Below are 19,285 nucleotides of genomic sequence, written 5' to 3' on the forward strand. Positions count from 1 at the left end.
ACGCCGGTTTAGCCGCGACGGGGCAGGGACGCCCCGTCGCGGCGGCCCGCGGAGTAATGCCGGAGTGAGGGCACTCCGAGCCTAGGCGAGGAGCCGAGTGGTGGGGCAAGAGCGTTTTGCTTACTTTTGCGCTTTTCAAAAGTGAGCCGCTGTAAGAGCGGAACCATAAGCGGCCATCACCCAAATAACGGATATGTACCCAGCCCCCCAAAACCATAAAAAACACACCTGAACCATTGCGCTAACTTGAATCCCCCACAGCACTGCCCCTAGATCCGCCGCAACATCAACGCCGCCACCGCACACGCTGCCAACGCCACACACGCCAGAAAGAACGCATCACTGTAGGCCATCAAAAACGCCTGATGGCGCACACTCTGATCCAGCAGGTCCAACACCACCTGATGCTCCGGCAACTGCTCCTGCAGCACCCCGCCAGGCAAGCGCTGTTGCAGCACCGGGTCAAACAGCGTCACCGCCTCCCCGATCCGCGCCGAATGCACCCGCTCACGCACCACCACCAACTGCGCCAGTAACGCTGTTCCAACGGCGCCCCCCAGATTGCGCAGCATCGAGAACACCGCCGACGCCGACCCCGCCTGCACCTTGGCCAGCCCATGCACAGCGAGCACCGACAACGCCACCATGATCAACGGCTGACCAATCCCGCGCACCACAATCGAGGGCACGATCACATTGCTGGCGCTGTCCGCCGACAAGTGCGCACCCATCCAGCAGCCCAAAGCCATGATCGCGAACCCCGAAGCCACCAGCATTTTGGCGCTGACCCACTTCATCAGGCGCGGCAAAAACGGCGCCATGATCAGTTGCACCAGACCATACGCGATCAGGCTCACGCCAATTTCGCTGGCGTTGTAGTGCTGCAATTGCGACAGGTAGTTGGGCACCAGGAACACCAGGCCATAGGTACTGGCGCCGAAGATAAACATCGCCACGCTGGCCACCCCAAAGTTGTAGTGGCCCAACAGTCGCAGGTTGATAAAGGCGTGCGCGCCCCATAATTGCCGGGCAACGAAGCCGATCAGGCCCACCACCGCCAGCAGTGTCATCCACACGATAAAGGGCGAGCCGAACCAGTCCTTGCGCCCGCCCTCCTCCAGCACGATCTGCAACGCACCCAGGCCCAGCACCATGCAGCCGATACCCAGCCAGTCGCCCTGGCGCAGCAGGCGCAGCTGCATCGGCTGGCGGTCAATGGACCAGGCCACCGCCGCCAGCAACGCGATCCCCGGGAACAGTTGCAGGTAGAAGATCCAGCGCCAGGAATACGCATCGGTCAGCCAGCCGCCAATCGACGGCCCGGCGGCCTGGGCGACACTGTTGGCCAGGCTGAACAAGGCCATGCCCAGCGGGATCTTGCTGGGCGGCAGCTCGGTGATGATCAGTTGGAATGACAAGGGAATCAGCACCGCCCCGGCCGCGCCCTGCACCACCCGGATCAGGATCATCACTTGCAGGTTGGGCGACAGCGAACACGCCACCGAGGCCACCAGGAATATCCCCGAGCCCCACAGCATCACCCGGCGCAGGGAAAACACCTGCACCAGCCACGCGGTGAGGGGAATCATGATGATCTCCGCCACCAGGTAAGCGGTGGAAATCCACGAACCCTCCTCAAACGTCGCGCCCAGTGCACCTTCGATTTCCGGCAGTGCGGCGCTGGTGACGTGCACGTTCATCCCGGCCATGAAGCAGCCGAACAGCCCGCCGATCACCGCGACCCAGGCGCGAAACGGCACACGCCCTTCAGCCTCCATGGACGTGCTCCTGGCTGGCGGCAGGGCGGGTATCAACCGTGGCAATCACCGACATGCCCGGCAGCACCCGCGACTCACCGGGTTCCAGGCGAATCTTTACCGGAAACCGCTGGACGATCTTGGTGAAGTTGCCGGTGGCGTTGTCCGGCGGCAACAGCGCGAACACGGCACCGGAGCCGGGGGCGATGCTTTCCACTTTGCCGTGCCAATGTGCGCCGGCAAAACTGTCCACCGCGATTTCCACCGACTGCCCCGGCGCCATGTGCTGCAACTGGGTTTCCTTGTAGTTGGCAATCACATAGGCCTGCTCCACCGGCACCACAGCCAACAGCGGCAGGCCGGGCATCACGTATTGCTGGCGCCGGACCTTGCGCTGGCCCACCACGCCGTCAAAAGGCGCGCGGATCTCGGTGTCCTTCAACGCATTGCGGGCCAGCGCGAGGTTGGCCTGGGCCTCGCCGATGCGTGCCTGATGCTCGACGATTTGCGCCTGCGCCTGTTGCCGGCGTGCCTGCAAGACCTGCAACTGCGCCTGCTGCCGCGCGACCTGGGCGCTGGCCTGGGCCAGGGCCGCCTGGGCCTTGGCCTGGCTGGCGCTGACGGTTTCCAGGTGCTGGGCGCTGGCCACCTGTTGCGCGACCAATTCACGATAACGCTGGTAATCGAGCCGCGCGCGCCGGGCTTCGGCCTCGCCACTGCTCAGTTCCGCCCGGGCCTGGGCGATGCGTTGCTGTTGCTCGCCCATTTGCGCGTCGAGGGTTTGCACCGATGCCTGCTGTGCGCTCGCTGCTGCTTGCGCCTGTTGCAGTTGCGCCTGGGCGCTGTTCAGACGCTCGGTGAAATCCCGGTCGTCGATACGCACCAGTACATCGCCGGCCTTGACCGGCTGGTTGTCTTCCACCAGTACCTGGGCTACATACCCGGCAATGCGCGGGCTGATAGCGACCCAATCAGCGCGCACATAGGCATCGTCGGTTTCTTCAAGAAAACGCCCCCATTGCCACCAGTACCCGGCAAAGGTTGCCAGCCCCACCAGCGTCGCGAGGGAAGCCGTGGTCACCAGGGCGCGACGATGACGTTGCATAACGGTCAGGCGAATGGGTTCAACAGCCTGGTTCATGGTTTGGCTCCATTGACAGCGACAGATAAGGGGGCGGTTGGATCGTCACGCTGCCAGCCGCCACCGAGGGCCTGGAACAGGTCGATCTGGCGGTTGATCAAGCGCAGGTCGGACTCGGCCACGCGGGCTTCAAGGCCCACCAGGCTGCGTTCGCTGTCCAGCAGTTGCAGGGCATCCAGCGCGCCGGAATGGTAGCCGCGGGAGGCCAGGTCGAAGGCGCGGCGGTTGTTGTCCAGGGCGGCGGCCAGGGCCTGCCCACGCTGCTGTTCGCCCTGGTACAGGGCCATGGCCTGCTCCACCTGCTTCAGTGCGTTGAGCACCGTACCGTCAAACCGTGCCAGGGCCTGGCGCGCTTCGGCCTGGCTCTGCCTGACCCGCGCCTGGGCGACCTGCCGGTTGGGAAAGCGCCAGGACACCAGCGGCCCGACGGAATACACCGTGGCGTAGCGGTCCCCGAGTTTGCCCAGGCTGCTGGCGGACGAACCGAGCATCGCGCCGAAGGTGATCCGCGGGTAAAGCTCGGCGCGGGACAGGCCCACCGTCAAGGTGGCTGCGCGCAATTGCCCTTCGGCGCGGCGGATGTCCGGCCGCCGTTGCAGCAGTGCCCAACCCTCGCCCACCGGCAAAGGCGCCTGCAACTGCGGGGCCTGGGTACAGCTGCGTGGCGTGACCTGCTCCGGCGGCAACCCGCTGAGCACGGCCAACTCATACAGCGCGCTGCTGCGCCGGGCCGTGAACATCGGCAACGGTGCCCGGGTTTCTTCCAGCAACCCTTGCAGGCGCGCCAGGTCGAGTTGCGTGGCCGCGCCGGCCTTTTGCAGCTTCTGCGTGACCGCGACGCTCTGCTCCAGCAGCTGCACCGAGTGCGCCTGCACCTGTTCGCGCACACCATAGACGCAGGCCTGGGCATAGGCGCGGGCCGTCTGCGCGGCCACCGTCACCCGCAGCTCATCCTCCAGCGCCCGCGCCAACTGGGCATCCGCCCGTGCCGCAGCGATGCGATAACGCACCTCGCCCCACAAATCGAGGGTGTAGCTCAGGGAAAACTCAGGCGTGTGGCTCCATTCGGCACCGGCATGACGGTTAGTCGCCTGGGCCAGCGTCTGGTCATCGCGGCTGCGACCGTAGGCCAGGCCATAGTCCAGGGAAGTCGACGGCAGGCGCTCGCCGTCTGCCTGTTCCAGCTGCGCCAGCAACGCATCGACATGGGCGGCGGCGGCTTCGAGGTCTTTGTTCTGGTGCAGGGCCCGCGCCACCAGGGCGTCCAGTTGCGGGTCGCGGTACAGCTGCCACCAACGGGCGGGCAACGCCTCGGCCGACTCGGCGGAGAGCCGCGGTGCAGGCTGCGCCGTGACGGTCGACGGTTGACCGGGCACACCAGTGCACCCGGCCAGCACACTCAACAGGGCGATGGGCATCCATGGGTGAAAAGAAGGGCTGTGCATCACAAGGCTCGCTCAAGAAGGAGCCTTGCAGATTAGGCAGATGGCCTGTCCGATTCGCCCGCGTCAGGGCCATGTATCGTCGCTAAACAGACAATAGCGTTACCTGACGCAACACTAAACTCCGGGCCGAAAATGACTTGGCGGATAACCCAGCGACTTGCGAAACATCGCACTGAACGCACTCGGGCTCTGGTAACCATGCTCCAGCGCCACCTCCAGGATCGACACGCCCTGGGCCAGCAACTTCAAGCTCAGGGCCAACCGCGCACGCTTGCGCCATTCACCGAAACTCATGCCCAACTCCCGCTGGAACACCCGGCTCAGGGTGCGGGCGCTCATGTTCAGGCTGTCGGCCCAGGATTCCAGGCTGCTGTCGTCAGAAGGGTTGCGGATGAAATGCGTGCACAGCCTGGCCAGCCGTGCTTCGCCGGGCACCGGCACGTGCATCGCCACCACCGGCGCGGCGAGCAGTTCCATGCGGATCAACTCGATCATGGCCTGCAGACGCGGGCTGTGGTGCCCGGCAATCTGCGTGGCGGCGACGATCAGCTCCCGCAGCAATGCCGACACTTCAATCACCTGGCAGGTGCGCCCCAGCCCCGGCTCGGCCTCGGGCATGAGGAACAGCGTGCGCATATGCACCTCGCCGGCCATGCGGATCTCATGCGGGGTGCCGGCCGGCACCCACAACGCATGCCCGGACGGCACCAGCCAACTGCCCTGGGCGGTGCTGACCACCATCACCCCGGACACGCCGTGGATCAATTGCGCCTGGGCGTGGCAATGAGGATGCACCACGTCATCGTTGCGGTAGTTGTCGGCGTAGGCTTCAAGCCACGGGCGGGATGGGCTGTTCATCGGCTGAGGTCTCGCATCAATCAAGCGTCGATTCTAGCGAAAAGTCCTGTGGCAAAAACGATAGATATAGACAGCCATCGTCGCATTCCAGACAGCCGGTGAACTTGTAGGCCGCCCCGCCAGTCAGCTAGTTGGGCACTCTGAAAAAGGTTGGGTGGGCAATGCGCATTTCGTTGGAGCAACAAGTGGCGCTGGTGACTGGCGCCAGTTCAGGAATCGGCGCGGGGGCCGCCAAGGCCCTGGCCGAGGCCGGAGCCGCCGTGGTACTGAACTACAACGCCCAGGCGGCGCCCGCTGAAGCACTGGCGGCGCAGATCAACGCCAACGGCGGCCGGGCCATTGCGATTGGCGCCGACGTGTCGAAAGAGGCCGATGTGGAGCGCCTGTTTGCCCAGACCCTTGATGCCTTCGGGCACCTGGACATCCTGGTGGCCAACTCGGGCATGCAGAAAGACGCCGCTGCCGTCGACATGACCCTCGACGACTGGAACACCGTGATCGGCGTCAACCTCACCGGCCAGTTCCTCTGCGCCCGCGCCGCGTTGCGCATCTTCAACCGCCAGGGCATCCGCGAAGGTGTTTCCCGGGCCGCCGGAAAGATTATCCACATGAGTTCGGTGCACCAGGTGATTCCCTGGGCCGGGCACGTGAACTACGCCGCGTCCAAGGGCGGCGTGGAAATGCTGATGCGCACCCTGGCCCAGGAAGTCAGCCAGCAGCGCATCCGCATCAACGGCGTTGCGCCGGGAGCGATCCGCACGGCCATCAACCGCGCCGCCACCGAAGGCGCGGCCGAAGTGGAACTGCTCAAGTTGATTCCCTATGGCCGCGTGGGTGACGTCGAAGACGTGGCCAACGCGGTGGTGTGGCTGGCCAGTGATGCCTCCGACTACGTGGTGGGCAGCACCCTGTTCATTGATGGCGGCATGAGCCTTTATCCGGAGTTTCGTGGCAATGGTTGATCTGAAAAACGAACCACAAAGTGCCATTGATGCCCACGGCATCATCGGCGACATGCGCAGTGCAGCGCTGGTGAACGACAAAGGCAGCATCGATTTTTTCTGCTGGCCGGAGTTCGACAGCCCCTCCATCTTTTGCTCATTGCTAGACTCCCCCGCCGCCGGCATCTTCCAGCTCACGCCGGACCTGCCCGACGCCCGCCGCGAGCAGATCTACCTGCCCGACACCAACGTGCTGCAAACCCGCTGGTTGAGTAATGACGCGGTGGTGGAAATTACCGATTTCTTGACCGTCAGTGAAGAAGTTGACGACCTGCCGATCCTGATTCGGCGGGTGCGGGTGGTCAGCGGCAAAGCGAGCATCCATATGCGCTGCGCAGTGCGACATGACTACGCCCGCGCCCAGACCCGGGCCACTCAAGATGACGGCGACGTGTTGTTTGAGGCCGCAGACCAACCCGGCCTGCGCCTGACCAGCAGCCACACCCTGCAGTTGGATGGCGACGCTGCCGTAGCATCCTTTGAACTCGGCCAGGAAGAAGGCGCCGAGTTTGTCCTCGGCGGGCTGGACGATGCCCGAGTCAAAAACGACTGCACCGACCTGTGCCTGGAGCGCACCCTGAAGTTCTGGCGCGGCTGGATTTCCCAATCCAACTACCGTGGGCGCTGGCGCGAGATGGTCAATCGTTCGGCCCTGGCCTTGAAGCTTTTGACCTCGCGCAAACACGGTGCAATCCTCGCCGCCGCCACCTTCGGCCTGCCGGAAACACCCGGCGGCGAGCGCAACTGGGACTACCGCTACACCTGGATCCGCGACGCCTCGTTCACCGTCTACGCGTTCATGCGCCTGGGGTTTATCGAGGAAGCCAACGGCTACATGCGCTGGTTGAAAGGCCGGGTGGGTGACTGCTGCGATCAGCCGATGAAAATCAACATCCTGTACGGCATCGACGGCCGCCAGGAACTGCCGGAAACCGAGCTGAGCCACCTCAGCGGCCACGGCGGCGCGCAACCGGTGCGCATCGGCAACGAGGCGTACGACCAGGTGCAACTGGATATCTACGGCGAGTTGATGGACGCGGTATACCTGGTCAACAAATACGGTGAGGCCATCTCCCATGAGGGCTGGAAACACACGGTGGAAGTAGCCGACCAGGTCTGCGAAACCTGGAACCACAAAGACGTCGGCATCTGGGAAATGCGCGGTGAGCAGCATCACTTCCTGCACTCAAGGCTGATGTGCTGGGTGGCCCTGGACCGGGCGATTCGACTGGCGTCCAAGCGCTCGCTACCGGCGCCGTTTGCCCGTTGGGACCAGACTCGCCAGGCGATTTATGCCGATATCTGGAGCAACTTCTGGAACGAAGAACGCGGCCACTTCGTGCAGCATATCGGCAGCACCGCGCTGGATGGCTCGATGCTGTTGATGCCACTGGTGCGCTTCGTTGCGGCGACAGACCCGCGCTGGTTGTCGACACTGGAGGCGATCCAGAAAAGCCTGGTGCGTGACGGCATGGTCTACCGCTACCGCAACGACGACAGCCAGATTGATGGGCTACAAGGCACCGAGGGCGCGTTTGCAGCGTGCTCGTTCTGGTACGTGGAATGCCTGGCCCGGGCCGGGCAAGTGGAGAAGGCGCATCTGGAGTTTGAACAGTTGCTGCGCTATGCCAACCCGCTGGGGTTGTATGCCGAAGAATTTGATAACCAGGCACGGCATTTGGGCAATACACCGCAGGCGTTGAGCCATTTGGCGCTGATCAGCGCGGCAACGTTCCTGGACCGGAAGTTGAGTGGGGTGAAGACGGTTTGGCAGCCTTGAGCCCGAGCACAATCTGAAGGCGATTGAGTAACCTTGTGGGAGCTGGCTTGCCTGCTCCCACATGACCGCGCCAGACTTGGAGACGAGGTGTACCCGGTGCACAATGCGTGGTCCTTCGATCTATACCAGGATGCCAATGCGCCAAGTCCTACTGATCATCGATGTACAACCCTCCTTCGCCCCGCCCGACTGGCTGGTAATCGGCATCAACGCCTTGCTGGGTCGCATGCCGTCAGTGGCCACCGTAGAGCGCCACGACGAAAACATAACCCCCTTCGCTCGCCAACTCGGCTGGCAACCGGCGCCCGACGACGACAGCCTGATCGCCGCCGACCATATCTTCATCAAACACGGCTACGCGCCCACGCCCGAGACCATCAGCCACCTGAAAAGCCTCGCGCCGGACCGAGTGCTGGTGTGTGGCATCCAGACTGACACCTGTGTGCTGGCGGCCGGGTTTGCGTTGTTTGATGCCGGATTACAGCCCACGCTGATCAGCGATTTGACTGTGGGTTCATCGCTGGATCGCTCGGGGAAACTGGGCGCGGATTTGTGGCGGCATCACTTTAAACACGTCATCACCCACGCAGAGATTTAAGTCAGCCCCTCACTGTGGCGAGGGAGCTTGCTCCCGCTGGGGCGCGAAGCGGCCCTAAAAAGCTCAACGCCATCTAACTCCAAGAACACAGTCAACAAAACCTGGGGCTGCTGCGCAGCCCAACGGGAGCAAGCTCCCTCGCCACAGGTTGTTTGGCAAACACCATCGTTGACACAAGGCTCGTATTGATCGGCGCTCTGCCGACGCATTACTCGGCGTCACTGCCAGCCTGGTCGCCGACGGAAACATCAGTCACGTTAGGCGCCACGTTGTATCGCGGGCCAATGGAAGTCGAGGGCGGCGAGTGGATGTGCCAGGTGCGCGACCCTTGGGGTAATTGCATCGGCTTGCGCCAGGCCGGTCTAGACAAGTCAAGCAATTGCAGCCTTTCGAACCACACTCGGTAACCCGCTTGGTCTACAGTTCCAACACTTTCCCTCCACCCTCGGAGCCTCCATGCCCACCCTCCAAATCCGCACGCCCATGCTCGATATCGCTTACGAAGCCCATGGCCCGGAAGGCGGCGAGGTGGTGATCCTGCTGCATGGCTTCCCCTACGACCCTCGTGGCTATGACGAGATCGCCCCGGTGGTCGCCGCACGTGGCTACCGGGTATTGGTGCCATACCTGCGCGGCTATGGCCCGACGCGCTTTATCAACGAACAGGTGATGCGCTCCGGCCAACAAGCAGCGCTGGCCAAGGATTTGCTGGATTTCATGGATGCCCTGTCCATCGAAAAAGCCACGCTGGTGGGCTATGACTGGGGCGGACGCGCGGCGTGTATCGTTGCGGCGCTTTGGCCTGAACGGGTGCGCGGCCTGGTGACGGGCGATGGCTACAACATTCAGGATATCGCTGCGTCGACCAAGCCTCGGGCGCCGGAAACAGAACATCGGCTGTGGTATCAGTTTTACCTTCATACCCAGCGCGGCGTCGACGGCTTGACCGCCAATCGTCGCGAGTTCTGCCAGTTACTGTGGGCGCTCTGGTCGCCGTCCTGGGCCGAAGGGCCGAGCCTGTATGGCAAGACAGCGCCCTCGTTTGATAACCCGGATTTTGTCGAGGTGGTGGTCCATTCCTACCGGCACCGCTTCATGTACGCACCGGGTGACCCGGCGCTGGAAAGCATCGAGCAGGCCCTGGTGCAGCCACCGCCGATTTCAGTACCGAGCATCTCGTTGTGCGGCGCTGATGACGGCGTAGGTCCGGCTCCGGTTGAAGATGACGACCTGGAAAATTTCAGCGGGTTTTATCGGCGCGAGTTGTTGGCCGGCGTGGGCCACAACATTCCCCAGGAGGCGCCCCAGGCAACCCTTGAGGCGATATTCGAGCTGCTGAGCCTCAGCCCCCAGCCGAAATCCTGAAGCTGAACACGCTGCCCTGCCCCACCACGCTTTCAGCCCACAGGGTGCCGCCGTGGGCTTCGACGATGCCGTGGGAGATGTACAACCCCAGCCCGCTGCCGGTGGGGTTGCCCTCGCGTGAGGTCCAGTAGCGGTCGAAGATATACGGCAGTTGCGCCGGGTCGATGCCGATGCCGTTGTCGCATACCCGAAACAGCACTTCGTCCCCCGCCGCCTCGGCAATCACCTCGATCACTCCGCCCACCGGGGTGAATTTCAGGGCGTTGCCCAGCAGGTTGGAAAACACCTGGAACAAGCGCTCCGGGTCGGCCTGGGCACTCAGCCCGTCCACTGAGCGCCAAGTCAGGTCCACACCCTTGGCAGCCGCCAGCGGTTGCCACATCGAACAGATCTGGTCCAGGGTTGCCGCCACATCGAGCCGTTGCAGCGAAACGCTGTAGCGCCCGGCCTCGATGCGCGAAATATCGATCAGGTCTTCCAGCAGCGTGTTCATGCGGGCGGTGGCGTTTTGCATGGTTTCAATCGCGGTGGAGAGGCGCCGGTTCGCCTTGTTGTCCTCGGCGGGCACCATGCTGCGCATCATGCCGCATTGCATCAGCAGGATGGTCAGCGGGCTGCGCAGGTCATGGGAGACCACCGCCACCAGCTCGTCACGCGCCCGCACCGCAGCATGTTCGCGTTGCACCTGGCGCGCCAGGTCATGCTCCAGGGCATTGCGCCGCAGGCTCTCCGCCGCCTGTAGCTCCGACAGCGACCAATACAGCGCCTTGCCATCGACCTGCTGCTTCCACAACTCAAACGACAGGCGCGGGCTCAAGGTCGTGCTGCCCGGTTCCTGATGTTTGACCGGCTGGCCGCTCCACTCCACCGAGGACTGCACCTCCGGGCGAAACCACATCACCGCGTTGTCCACCGGCTTGGGCAGGCAGAACGCCAACAGGCCGCTGGCATGGGCCTGGTAGGCTGCCGCCGGGGGAAAGTCCACCGACAATTGATGGCTGTGCACCACGCCTTTGCCCTGTCCGCGCACCCACTGGTACAAGGCGTGGATTTCAGCACGTGCAGGGCAAACGCCGAACACATGCAGGCGCTCTTCCACCCGTATCGCCAGGCCACCGGCGGCGGTCAGGTTCAGCAGCGTTTGCGCATAGGGCAACAGGCTTTCCATCACATCGCACTGGTCCGCGGTCATGGCGGCGACCAACTCTTCGACCATGGCGGCCTTGTCACGTTGTTGGCGGCGCTCCTGCTGCTCCTGGAGCAACGTGATCTGCATCGACAACAACTGGCCGATGCTGGTGCACGCCGTGCGCAGTTCATGGGGCACGCGCAACGGCTCACGGTGACCACAGGTGATCAGGCCCCAGAGCTGGTCGTCCTTGAGCAGCGAAATGCTCATGGAGGAACGCACGCCCATGTTCTTCAAATAATGGCAGTGCACCGGGGACACGCTGCGCAACACGGCGAAGCTGAGGTCCAGGGGCTGGCCGTTGTCGGGGCGCAGGGCCGGCAGGATCGGCACCGGCTGGTACTCGGCGTCGGGAATCGCGCGGATCCAGTTCAGCCGGTACAGCTCGCGTGCCTGGGGCGGGATGTCCGACGCGGGAAAACATAATCCCAGGTACGGCTGCATGCCGTCGCTGAGGGCCTCGCCAATCACTTTGCCGTGGCCTTCCTGCTCGAAGCGGTACAAGGTGACCCGGTCATAACCGGTGAGGCTACGAATCTCGGTCACGCTGATCTGGTACAAGCTGTCGAGCGTCTTGGCCGACTGCAAGCGGCGCAGCGTTCGGGACAGCTGCTTCACAGCGCTGTGCTCAAGCGTGAGGCTCCGCTCCAGTTCGAGAAACAGCAGGCCTTGATGACGATGCAGCAGGATGTCGTAGGCGTAGCCATCCAGCGTCAGTTGATGCACGTCCTCCTCAAAGGCGTCCAGGTCTGCCAGGGCACGACTCACCTGTACTGCCGCTTCGCTGCCCAGCACACTGGCCAGCGCCTGGCCCGACAGGCGTTGCGCGTCCAGGCCCAGCGCGCCGCTCAGGTTGCTGCTGGCTTGCAGCACCTCAAGCGCCGGTTCGCTCAGCGTCAACAACAACCCGTGAGGCTGGATCGAGCCGGGGATATGGATGGGTTCGCTGGCGCAATCGTCTATCAGCGTATCGACCGTGGTCATCGCAGCACTCCGCAGCGGTCCAGCCACTGCTCGAAACACAGGAAGGTCGACTCGGCGACCTTCACCGCCTCCACGCGCTCGTACGCGGTTCGCAGCGGGTCAAGGCACGCCATAAAGCGCTGCCACAGGGCGCTGGTCTCGGCCCCGTACACATTCATGAACGCGCCGCCATTGGTGGAGCCCACGCCAATCTTGATCTCGATCAGGTCGCGCAACACCTGGCCGCCGAGGGTGGCGCCTTCCAGCACATAGAGGGCGCCCAAGGCCTGGGCCACGTTGGTGATGGCGGGCAGTTCGGGGCATATCGGCAAGGCATCGATCTGCAGGTTTTCCAGGCCCAGCGCCCGCAAATCCGCCTGCAAGTACGGAGTTTTGCTGCGCCGCCCCCACTCCAGGTCCGGGATGATCTCGCCCCACGGCGCCAGGGCGCGCTCCAGCGGCTGATAGAAGCCGTAGTAGGCGCTCATCAACTCGCGGTACAACGCCAGGTCCATGCGGGAAAAAGGCAGCCGAGTGTCGAGACGTCGATGCAGCGCAGCGGTCGCCGCGCGTAGTTCGACAAGGACAGGAGGTAGTGAATTCATGAGCTGTGCGCACGCCGGGAAGGTTCAAAACCGCGACGTAGAGGCCTGGGATCAAGACACTGCGCAATGGACTGTGAGTAACATAGCACCTTGATACAAAACCGTACCTATTCGTTCAAACAGGCTCGACCTCAACCGGGTGAGGAAAACCGTTCACGGTAGGCCTGGGGTGTGATCGATACCGCTCGCAGGAAGCTGCGGCGCATGGTTTCTTCGCAGCCAAAGCCGCAGTGCACGGCGATGCGCTTGATCGACGCGCTGCTGTCCGCCAATTGCCGGCGGGCGGTCTCCACACGGATCAACTCGACCGCCCGCGCGGGGGTCTGGCCGGTCTCGCTGCGGTAGTGGCGCACGAAACTGCGCTCGCTCATGCCTGCCTGGGCGGCCAGTGTGGCAACGTTCAAATCCAGGTTCAGGTGTTCGGCGATCCAGGCGTGCAGCTCCGCAAAACGGCTACCGCCCTTTTGCAGGGACAACGTCACGCTGAACTGCGATTGCCCACCGGGGCGCTTGAGAAACACCACCAGGTGCCGCGCCACTTCCAGGGCCACGGCGCGACCCAGGTCCTCTTCCACCAGCGCCAGGCACAAGTCGATACCGGCGGTCACGCCGGCGGAGGTCCACAGGTTGCCCTGCTGGATGAAAATCGGATTGGCCTCCACCGTCAGCTGTGGGTACTTGCGCGCGAGTTCTTCGCAGCGCGTCCAGTGGGTCACCACGCGGCGGCCGTCGAGCAAACCGCTGGCGGCCAGCAGAAAGGCGCCGGTACACACCGAAGTCATGCGCCGGGCCTGGGTGGCTTTTTGCCGAACCCAGTCCACCAGCGCCGGGTCTTCGGCGGCGCCGTACACCCCCCAGCCGCCGGCAATCACCAGTGTGTCGCACGGAGCATCGGCAGGCGGCAGTGGCTCGGCCACCAGGGCCAGGCCCGCCGAGGTCATCACCGGCTCGGCCTGCGCGGCAATCACACTGACCGCATAGGGCAACGGCAAGCCCTGCTGGCGCGCCAGGTCATTGGCCGAGGCAAATACTTGCAAGGGCCCGGTGACGTCGAGCACCTGCACATTGGGAAAGGCGAGTACGTTGATGATTCTGGGCATGTTGGCGTAATTCGTGGGCTCAATGGCGTATGCGCCAAAGCCTAGGTGACTAGAGTGAAGCCGTCCATCCCTTTATCAGGAGCAGTCCCCATGACCTTGCAGATCGGCTTTTTGTTGTTCCCCGGCATCCAGCAACTGGACCTCACCGGGCCCTACGACGTGTTGGGATCGCTGCCGGATGTGAAGCTGCATCTGGTGTGGAAGGACCTCGCGCCGGTCACCTCCAGCACCGGCTTGGTGTTTACCCCCAGCACCACTTATGACGAGTGCCCGACGCTGGATGTGATTTGCGTGCCCGGCGGTTCTGGCGTCGGGGCATTGATGGAGGATGAGCAGACCCTGGCGTTTCTCAAGACACAGGCCCAGACCGCGCGCTATGTGACATCGGTGTGCACCGGCTCCCTGGTGCTGGGTGCCGCGGGCTTGCTGCGCGGGCGTCGCGCGACCACTCACTGGGCCTACCACGACCTGCTCGCACCGCTTGGCGCGATCCCGGTGCAGGAGCGCGTGGTGCGTGACGGCAACCTGTTGACCGGTGGCGGGATTACCGCCGGGATCGACTTTGCCCTGACCCTGGCCGCCGAGCTGTACAGCGAGGCGGCAGCGCAACTGGTGCAGTTGCAGATTGAGTACGCCCCGGCGCCGCCGTTCAATGCTGGCCGGCCGGAAACCGCACCGTCGCATGTACTGGAAGAAGCCCGCAAGCGCACCGCCGAGTCGCGCAAGACCCGGGGTGAAATCGTGGCACGGGCGGCGGCCAGGTTGGGTTAAGCGTTCGCCCGCCCGTGGCGGTCGGCGGGCACCAGATGCCCGATCGTGCCGTCCCCATACGCCCGTTCCACTTTGGAAATCACCACGTGATAACCGCCGTACCAGCGGCGGTATAGACGCTTGGCTTCCAGGTGGGTCGGGTGACTGGCAAAGGCGCGAATGGAGGCCTCGTCACGCCAGTAATAACTGGCGTTGATCAACCCGCCATCCGCCGAACGCCACGACTCGGCCCCCACGTATCCCGGCAGCCTTGCTGCCAGTGCGTCGATCAGATTCGTGAGGCGCTGGAACTCGTCATCCCGTTCGCCGGGCTTGTAGATAAAGGCTGCGATGTACATGGATAACGTCCTTTTATGAGTGATGTTTCACGTCGGGCGAGACATCAATGCCAAGCGCACGGCCAGCACCATCAGCACGGTTGCCAGGCCCCATTTCTGTAAGCCTGCGCTCCCCGGTTTGCCGGCAAAAAACCGGCTCACCGCCCCGCCAAAAATCCCCAGCACGGCATGAAACACACCGCTGATCAGCGTCAGGATGATCCCCAGTTGCACCAGTTGCAGCGCGATGGGGCCCGCCTCGGGGCTGACGAATTGCGGCAGGAACACCATGAAAAACAGCAGCGCCTTGGGGTTGAGCAAACTGTTGAGCATGGCCCGCACAAACACCCGGCCCAGCGGCACGCGGCTGACGTGGGCCGTGTCCAGGGCGGGCGTTTTCTGCAGGGTCTTGAACACCAGCCACAGCAGGTACAACACCCCGGCGTAGCGAATCAGGTCGAAGGCCGGCGGCCAGCTGGCGACCAGAGCGGTCACGCCGGTTGCGGTCAGTGCCGTGAGCAGCAGGTCCGCCACGCTGATGCCCAACCCGGATGCCACCCCGCCACGCCAGCCATAGGTCACACCGTGGCTGATGACGAAGGCCATGTTCGGGCCCGGGGATAACAACAGCAGCAGGACTGCGCCAGAGAACACAGCCAGGGTTGCGAGGTCGATCATGCTCAAGCCATCCGCCGGGAAAGCCTGTAGATTAATCAGCCCACCTGATACAAACAAAAAATTGATCTAGATACACTTTACACAGGAACGCACCATGGCTCAGGTCCGCTACAAACTGATCGTCGATGAACTGGCCACGCGGATTCGCGCCGGACAGTTGCCGCCGGGCACCCAGTTGCCGACCCTGCGTAGCCTGATGAACAGCCATCGCATCGCCCTCGCCACTGCCTTGCGGGTGTACAGCGAACTGGAGGCCAGCGGCCTGGTGGTGGGTGAACCGGGACGCGGGACGTTTGTGCGCGACACCACGTTGCTGCGGGGCATGGGCCTGGTGCAACAACCGCTGCAACCGGGCACCGTGGACCTGAGCCTCAACTACCCCTCGTTGCCGGGCCAGGCCGAGATGCTGCGCGACGGGTTGCGTGCCATTGCCGCCTCGGGCGACCTCGATGCGCTGCTGCATTCCGCGCCGCAGGGTGGACGCGCCCATGAACGACAGACCGCCGCGCGGCACCTGCGCAATCGGCAGATTCGCGTGAGTGGCGAGCAAGTGCTGATCGTCAACGGTGCGCAACAAGGCCTCGCCGTCAGCCTCATGGCGCTGCTGCAACCGGGGGATGTGTTGGCGGTGGATGCGCTGACGTATCCCGGGTTGAAAACCCTGGCCCAGTCCCAGCGCATCGACCTGGAGCCGCTGCCGCAACCGGCTGGGCATACGGATCTGGATGCGCTGGAGGATTTGTGCAAACGGCGCCCGGTGCGGGCTTTTTATTGCATGCCCACGTTGCACAATCCGCTGGGCACAGTGATGGGTGAAGCCGACCGCGAGCGCCTTGCAGCGTTGGCTGAACGCTACGATTTTCTACTGATCGAAGACGGCGCCTACGCCTTTCTCGCCGAGCCCGCACCGAAGCCGTTGTTTACTTATGCACCGCTGCGCACGGTGTATGTGTCTGGCCTTTCGAAGAGTGTGGCGTCGGGGTTGCGGGTGGGGTTTATCGTCGCGCCCCAGGCGTGGGTGCCGGCGCTGGAGCAAGCGATCCGTGTCTCGACCTGGAGCACGCCGACGCTCACGGTAAACCTGGCGTGCCGCTGGATAGAATCCGGTGCAGTGGATGCACTGGAAGAGCACAAGCGCCAGGATGCGCGCCAACGCCAGGCGCTGGCCCGGGAGGTCTTGCGAGGGTGTGAGGTGATTGCGCATCCGGCGTCGTATTACCTGTGGCTGGTGTTGCCGGAAGGTCTGCGGGCGGATGCAGTGGTGGCTGCGCTTGAGGGCCAGGGTGTGCGGGTCACCAGTGCCGAGCCGTTTGCCTGTACGGCCCATGTGCCGCATGCGTTGCGGGTGGCGCTGGGGTCGATTGACTTGGCGACGTTGAGAATAGCCTTGGGGAAAATTCGCGAGGCAATTCGGATATGAATAAAGGGCCAGCAGGGTAAATCCCTTTGATTTGCGGGACATTTCCGAGACAATCTTTCGGCCTTGTGCCTGCCGGAACCGGTGGCTAGTCTTCGCCCCGTCACTGCTCATCAGTGATCGGGTTTAGTCGCCCGGATCCGAAAAGGCGCATGTCCCATCATGAGGTTTTATGGTGGCTGTGCGCAGGGCACCTTCGGGTGCGCCGGTTTTTCCTTTTCGGCCGGTCGACTAACCTGCGTACAGCCGCCACCCTACGTTTAGTCGCGAAGGGGTCGGCTCCTTAACCGAAAAGGAGTTACACCATGAATAAACCCGTCCCCGACCCACCCATCGACCTGCTCAAAAACCGCGCTGCCTTCAATCGCGCCCTCGAACATTACCTGCCCTCCCAGGGCTTCCATACCGTCAACGAAGACCTGAGCTTCGAAGACTCCCTGCTCTACACTGCCAGCCTGCTCAGCAGCGCCTCGGCCACCGCCCTCGACTGCGGCGAACTGCTGCAAAGCCCCGAGCGGGCAAAGTTGCTGGCGGTGTGGCATTTGCTGGAAATTGCCAAGACCACCGTCGACCGCTCGATTGAGTGTTTGCACCTGCGCAAGGCTTAGCCGCAACCCCGTCAAGCCTGTGTGGGTTTGTGCATCCGGCCAAATCCACACGGCAACGATTGCCCAATACTCTGGCCAACGCATAGAATGCGAACCGTTATCAATTAAGACGCCCGCGCCAGGATGCCCATGTCGAGCGACCACCCACTGGATCATGCCACCATCGGCCAGCTCTACCATGCCCATCATTCCTGGCTGCGCGGCTGGTTGAGCCGGCGTACGGGCTGCCGTGAGCACGCCGCCGACCTGGCGCAGGAAACCTTCGTGCGCCTGCTCAATGCGCGCAAGCAGCAAGCCTTGCTGCAACCCCGGGCCTACCTGAGCAGCATCGCCCGCAGCCTGATGATCGACCAGTATCGCCGCCGCGAACTGGAGCGTGCCTATCTGGAGAGTCTCGCGCATTTCCCGCAAGTCGAGGTGCCGTCGGAAGAAACCCGCCTGCTGATCCTCGACAGCCTGGAGCGCATCGACCGCCTGCTGGACCAACTCAAGCCACGGGTGCGCGAAGCGTTTTTGCTGGCGCAACTGGACGGCTTGACCTGCCAACAGATCGCCCTGCGCCTGGGGGTGTCCAAGGCCACCGTGGAGCGCGACCTGGCCAAGGCACTGCATGCCTGTTATCGGTTGCGTTATGCCGAAGGCTAATCCGCCATTGGTGGACCAGGCGATCCAGTGGATGATCAAGCTGCGGTTCAATATTGCCGATGACGCCACCACCGCTGCCTTCGAACGCTGGCTTGAAACCAGTGGCGATCACCAGCAGGCCTGGCAACGGGTCTCGTCGATGAGTGACGAGTTTGCGCAGTTGCCGGCACAGGTCGGCCGCCATGCCTTGCAAGGTGCCCGCCAACGCATCAGCCGCCGTGAAGGGTTGAAGTTGCTCGGGCTGTTCGCCGGTGCCGCAGGGCTGACATGGTTCGGCCGCGACTACACGCCATTGCCCGGCCTGCTGGCCGACTACCGCACCGCCACCGGAGAGCGGCGTTGGGTCGCCCTCGACGATGGCAGCCGTATCCAGCTCAACAGTGCCAGCGCCATCGACACAGTCTTCAACACCGAAAGGCGTCTGGTGCAGTTGCGCCAGGGTGAAATCCTGATCGACATGGGCGCCGACGGTAGCGCGCCACGGCCCTTCTGGGTGCAAACCCGCGACGGTTATCTGCGCGCCTTGGGCACCCGGTTCATGGTGCGCGAGGAGCCCCACGGCACCTTGCTCGCCGTGCAAAAAGGCAGCGTCGCGGTATTCGCCGACAGCCATCAGGCCAGCGCACGTGGGGTGATACAGCCCGGCGAACAGATGCTGTTTGATCGAAACGGCTTGCGTCCACCCGCCACCACGGGCCTGGATCCCTGGGCCTGGAGCGACGGTGTGATCAGCGCTCACAACATGCGTCTGGACGATTTCCTCGCGGAGCTGAGCCGTTACCGCACTGGGCTGGTGCGCTGCAGCGAAGCGGTCGCCGGCCTGCGTGTGTCCGGGACTTACCAGTTGGACGATACCGATCAGGTCCTGACCCTGGTGGCACAGGCACTGTCGGTGAACATCACCTATCGCAGCCGTTATTGGGTGACCGTCGCAGCTCGTGCATGACCTTCCGAAAATAAATGAGGTGAATTCTCATCTTCGCTCGACCTGTAAGGAAAGGCCGATCAACAGGCCGATTCTGTCCACTTCCTTCAGGAGCATTCCGC

At 63.5% G+C, this 19,285-nt stretch carries 19 protein-coding genes; 9 read left to right on the forward strand and 10 right to left on the reverse strand.

The features are described from left to right. Positions 1–269 precede the first annotated feature (269 nt). The 4 genes from HX805_RS30985 to HX805_RS31000 form a co-directional block, all read right to left on the reverse strand. Positions 270–1,778, reverse strand: a complete 1,509-nt coding sequence (locus HX805_RS30985) for an MDR family MFS transporter (RefSeq protein ID WP_177081187.1) — start codon at positions 1,776–1,778, stop codon at positions 270–272. Next, complete coding sequence (locus HX805_RS30990) at positions 1,768–2,898, reverse strand: HlyD family secretion protein (RefSeq protein WP_177081185.1); 1,131 nt, start codon at positions 2,896–2,898, stop codon at positions 1,768–1,770. The genes HX805_RS30985 and HX805_RS30990 overlap by 11 nt, the downstream gene beginning before the upstream one ends. Next, positions 2,895–4,343 (reverse strand): efflux transporter outer membrane subunit, encoded by a 1,449-nt coding sequence (locus HX805_RS30995; RefSeq protein ID WP_177081183.1) that lies wholly within the window; start codon positions 4,341–4,343, stop codon positions 2,895–2,897. The genes HX805_RS30990 and HX805_RS30995 overlap by 4 nt, the downstream gene beginning before the upstream one ends. Before the next feature lie 114 nt (positions 4,344–4,457). Further along, positions 4,458–5,201, reverse strand: coding sequence for a helix-turn-helix domain-containing protein (locus HX805_RS31000; RefSeq protein WP_134327032.1), 744 nt, complete (start codon positions 5,199–5,201; stop codon positions 4,458–4,460). Between the two features lie 161 nt (positions 5,202–5,362). On the opposite strand from HX805_RS31000, the gene HX805_RS31005 reads away from it, so the two are divergent. The 3 genes from HX805_RS31005 to HX805_RS31015 all read left to right on the forward strand — a co-directional run bounded on the left by HX805_RS31005 (position 5,363) and on the right by HX805_RS31015 (position 8,580). Next, positions 5,363–6,163, forward strand: coding sequence for a glucose 1-dehydrogenase (locus HX805_RS31005; protein WP_003208175.1), 801 nt, complete (start codon positions 5,363–5,365; stop codon positions 6,161–6,163). Further along, positions 6,156–7,982 (forward strand): glycoside hydrolase family 15 protein, encoded by a 1,827-nt coding sequence (locus HX805_RS31010; RefSeq protein WP_008434531.1) that lies wholly within the window; start codon positions 6,156–6,158, stop codon positions 7,980–7,982. The genes HX805_RS31005 and HX805_RS31010 overlap by 8 nt, the downstream gene beginning before the upstream one ends. 136 nt (positions 7,983–8,118) lie before the next feature. After that, complete coding sequence (locus HX805_RS31015; RefSeq protein WP_008434533.1) at positions 8,119–8,580, forward strand: cysteine hydrolase family protein; 462 nt, start codon at positions 8,119–8,121, stop codon at positions 8,578–8,580. Between the two features lie 208 nt (positions 8,581–8,788). Here the strand turns inward: HX805_RS31015 and HX805_RS32505 are convergent, their stop codons facing one another. Next, positions 8,789–8,923 carry a hypothetical protein gene (locus HX805_RS32505; protein WP_256344300.1) on the reverse strand — a complete coding sequence of 45 codons (135 nt, stop codon included), beginning with the start codon at positions 8,921–8,923 and terminating at the stop codon, positions 8,789–8,791. A 113-nt stretch (positions 8,924–9,036) separates the two neighbouring features. On the opposite strand from HX805_RS32505, the gene HX805_RS31020 reads away from it, so the two are divergent. Further along, positions 9,037–9,945: an alpha/beta fold hydrolase gene (locus HX805_RS31020; RefSeq protein WP_177023034.1), complete on the forward strand. Its 909-nt coding sequence runs from the start codon at positions 9,037–9,039 to the stop codon at positions 9,943–9,945. Here the strand turns inward: HX805_RS31020 and HX805_RS31025 are convergent. From HX805_RS31025 to HX805_RS31035, 3 genes are all read right to left on the reverse strand, one after another. After that, a complete protein-coding gene (locus HX805_RS31025) occupies positions 9,923–12,118 on the reverse strand; it encodes an ATP-binding protein (RefSeq protein WP_177023035.1) in 2,196 nt (731 codons plus the stop codon). The two genes, HX805_RS31020 and HX805_RS31025, sit on opposite strands and share 23 nt — an antisense overlap. Continuing rightward, positions 12,115–12,702, reverse strand: coding sequence for a biliverdin-producing heme oxygenase (locus HX805_RS31030; protein ID WP_032899296.1), 588 nt, complete (start codon positions 12,700–12,702; stop codon positions 12,115–12,117). The genes HX805_RS31025 and HX805_RS31030 overlap by 4 nt, the downstream gene beginning before the upstream one ends. Positions 12,703–12,833: 131 nt before the next feature. After that, complete coding sequence (locus HX805_RS31035; RefSeq protein WP_177023036.1) at positions 12,834–13,802, reverse strand: GlxA family transcriptional regulator; 969 nt, start codon at positions 13,800–13,802, stop codon at positions 12,834–12,836. Positions 13,803–13,892: 90 nt separating this feature from the next. Between HX805_RS31035 and inhA the strand changes: the two genes are divergently transcribed. After that, positions 13,893–14,573: an isonitrile hydratase gene (gene inhA / locus HX805_RS31040; protein ID WP_177023037.1), complete on the forward strand. Its 681-nt coding sequence runs from the start codon at positions 13,893–13,895 to the stop codon at positions 14,571–14,573. Here the strand turns inward: inhA and HX805_RS31045 are convergent. Both HX805_RS31045 and HX805_RS31050 read right to left on the reverse strand, forming a co-directional pair. Further along, complete coding sequence (locus HX805_RS31045; protein WP_003208192.1) at positions 14,570–14,911, reverse strand: antibiotic biosynthesis monooxygenase; 342 nt, start codon at positions 14,909–14,911, stop codon at positions 14,570–14,572. The two genes, inhA and HX805_RS31045, sit on opposite strands and share 4 nt — an antisense overlap. Before the next feature lie 27 nt (positions 14,912–14,938). Beyond that, positions 14,939–15,568, reverse strand: a complete 630-nt coding sequence (locus HX805_RS31050; RefSeq protein WP_087695340.1) for a LysE family translocator — start codon at positions 15,566–15,568, stop codon at positions 14,939–14,941. Between the two features lie 94 nt (positions 15,569–15,662). Between HX805_RS31050 and HX805_RS31055 the strand changes: the two genes are divergently transcribed. The 4 genes from HX805_RS31055 to HX805_RS31070 all read left to right on the forward strand — a co-directional run bounded on the left by HX805_RS31055 (position 15,663) and on the right by HX805_RS31070 (position 19,184). Beyond that, positions 15,663–16,988: a PLP-dependent aminotransferase family protein gene (locus tag HX805_RS31055; protein WP_177023038.1), complete on the forward strand. Its 1,326-nt coding sequence runs from the start codon at positions 15,663–15,665 to the stop codon at positions 16,986–16,988. Positions 16,989–17,290: 302 nt separating this feature from the next. Continuing rightward, complete coding sequence (locus HX805_RS31060) at positions 17,291–17,593, forward strand: DUF6124 family protein (protein ID WP_003208197.1); 303 nt, start codon at positions 17,291–17,293, stop codon at positions 17,591–17,593. A gap of 129 nt (positions 17,594–17,722) precedes the next feature. Further along, entirely contained in the window at positions 17,723–18,238 is a 516-nt protein-coding gene (locus HX805_RS31065) for a sigma-70 family RNA polymerase sigma factor (protein WP_177023039.1), read from the forward strand. After that, entirely contained in the window at positions 18,225–19,184 is a 960-nt protein-coding gene (locus HX805_RS31070) for a FecR domain-containing protein (protein WP_134327040.1), read from the forward strand. The genes HX805_RS31065 and HX805_RS31070 overlap by 14 nt, the downstream gene beginning before the upstream one ends. The last annotated feature ends 101 nt before the right edge of the window (positions 19,185–19,285 follow it).

Source organism: Pseudomonas sp. G5001 (genome assembly GCF_013385475.1).
In the GTDB taxonomy this organism is placed as follows: Bacteria; Pseudomonadota; Gammaproteobacteria; order Pseudomonadales; family Pseudomonadaceae; genus Aquipseudomonas.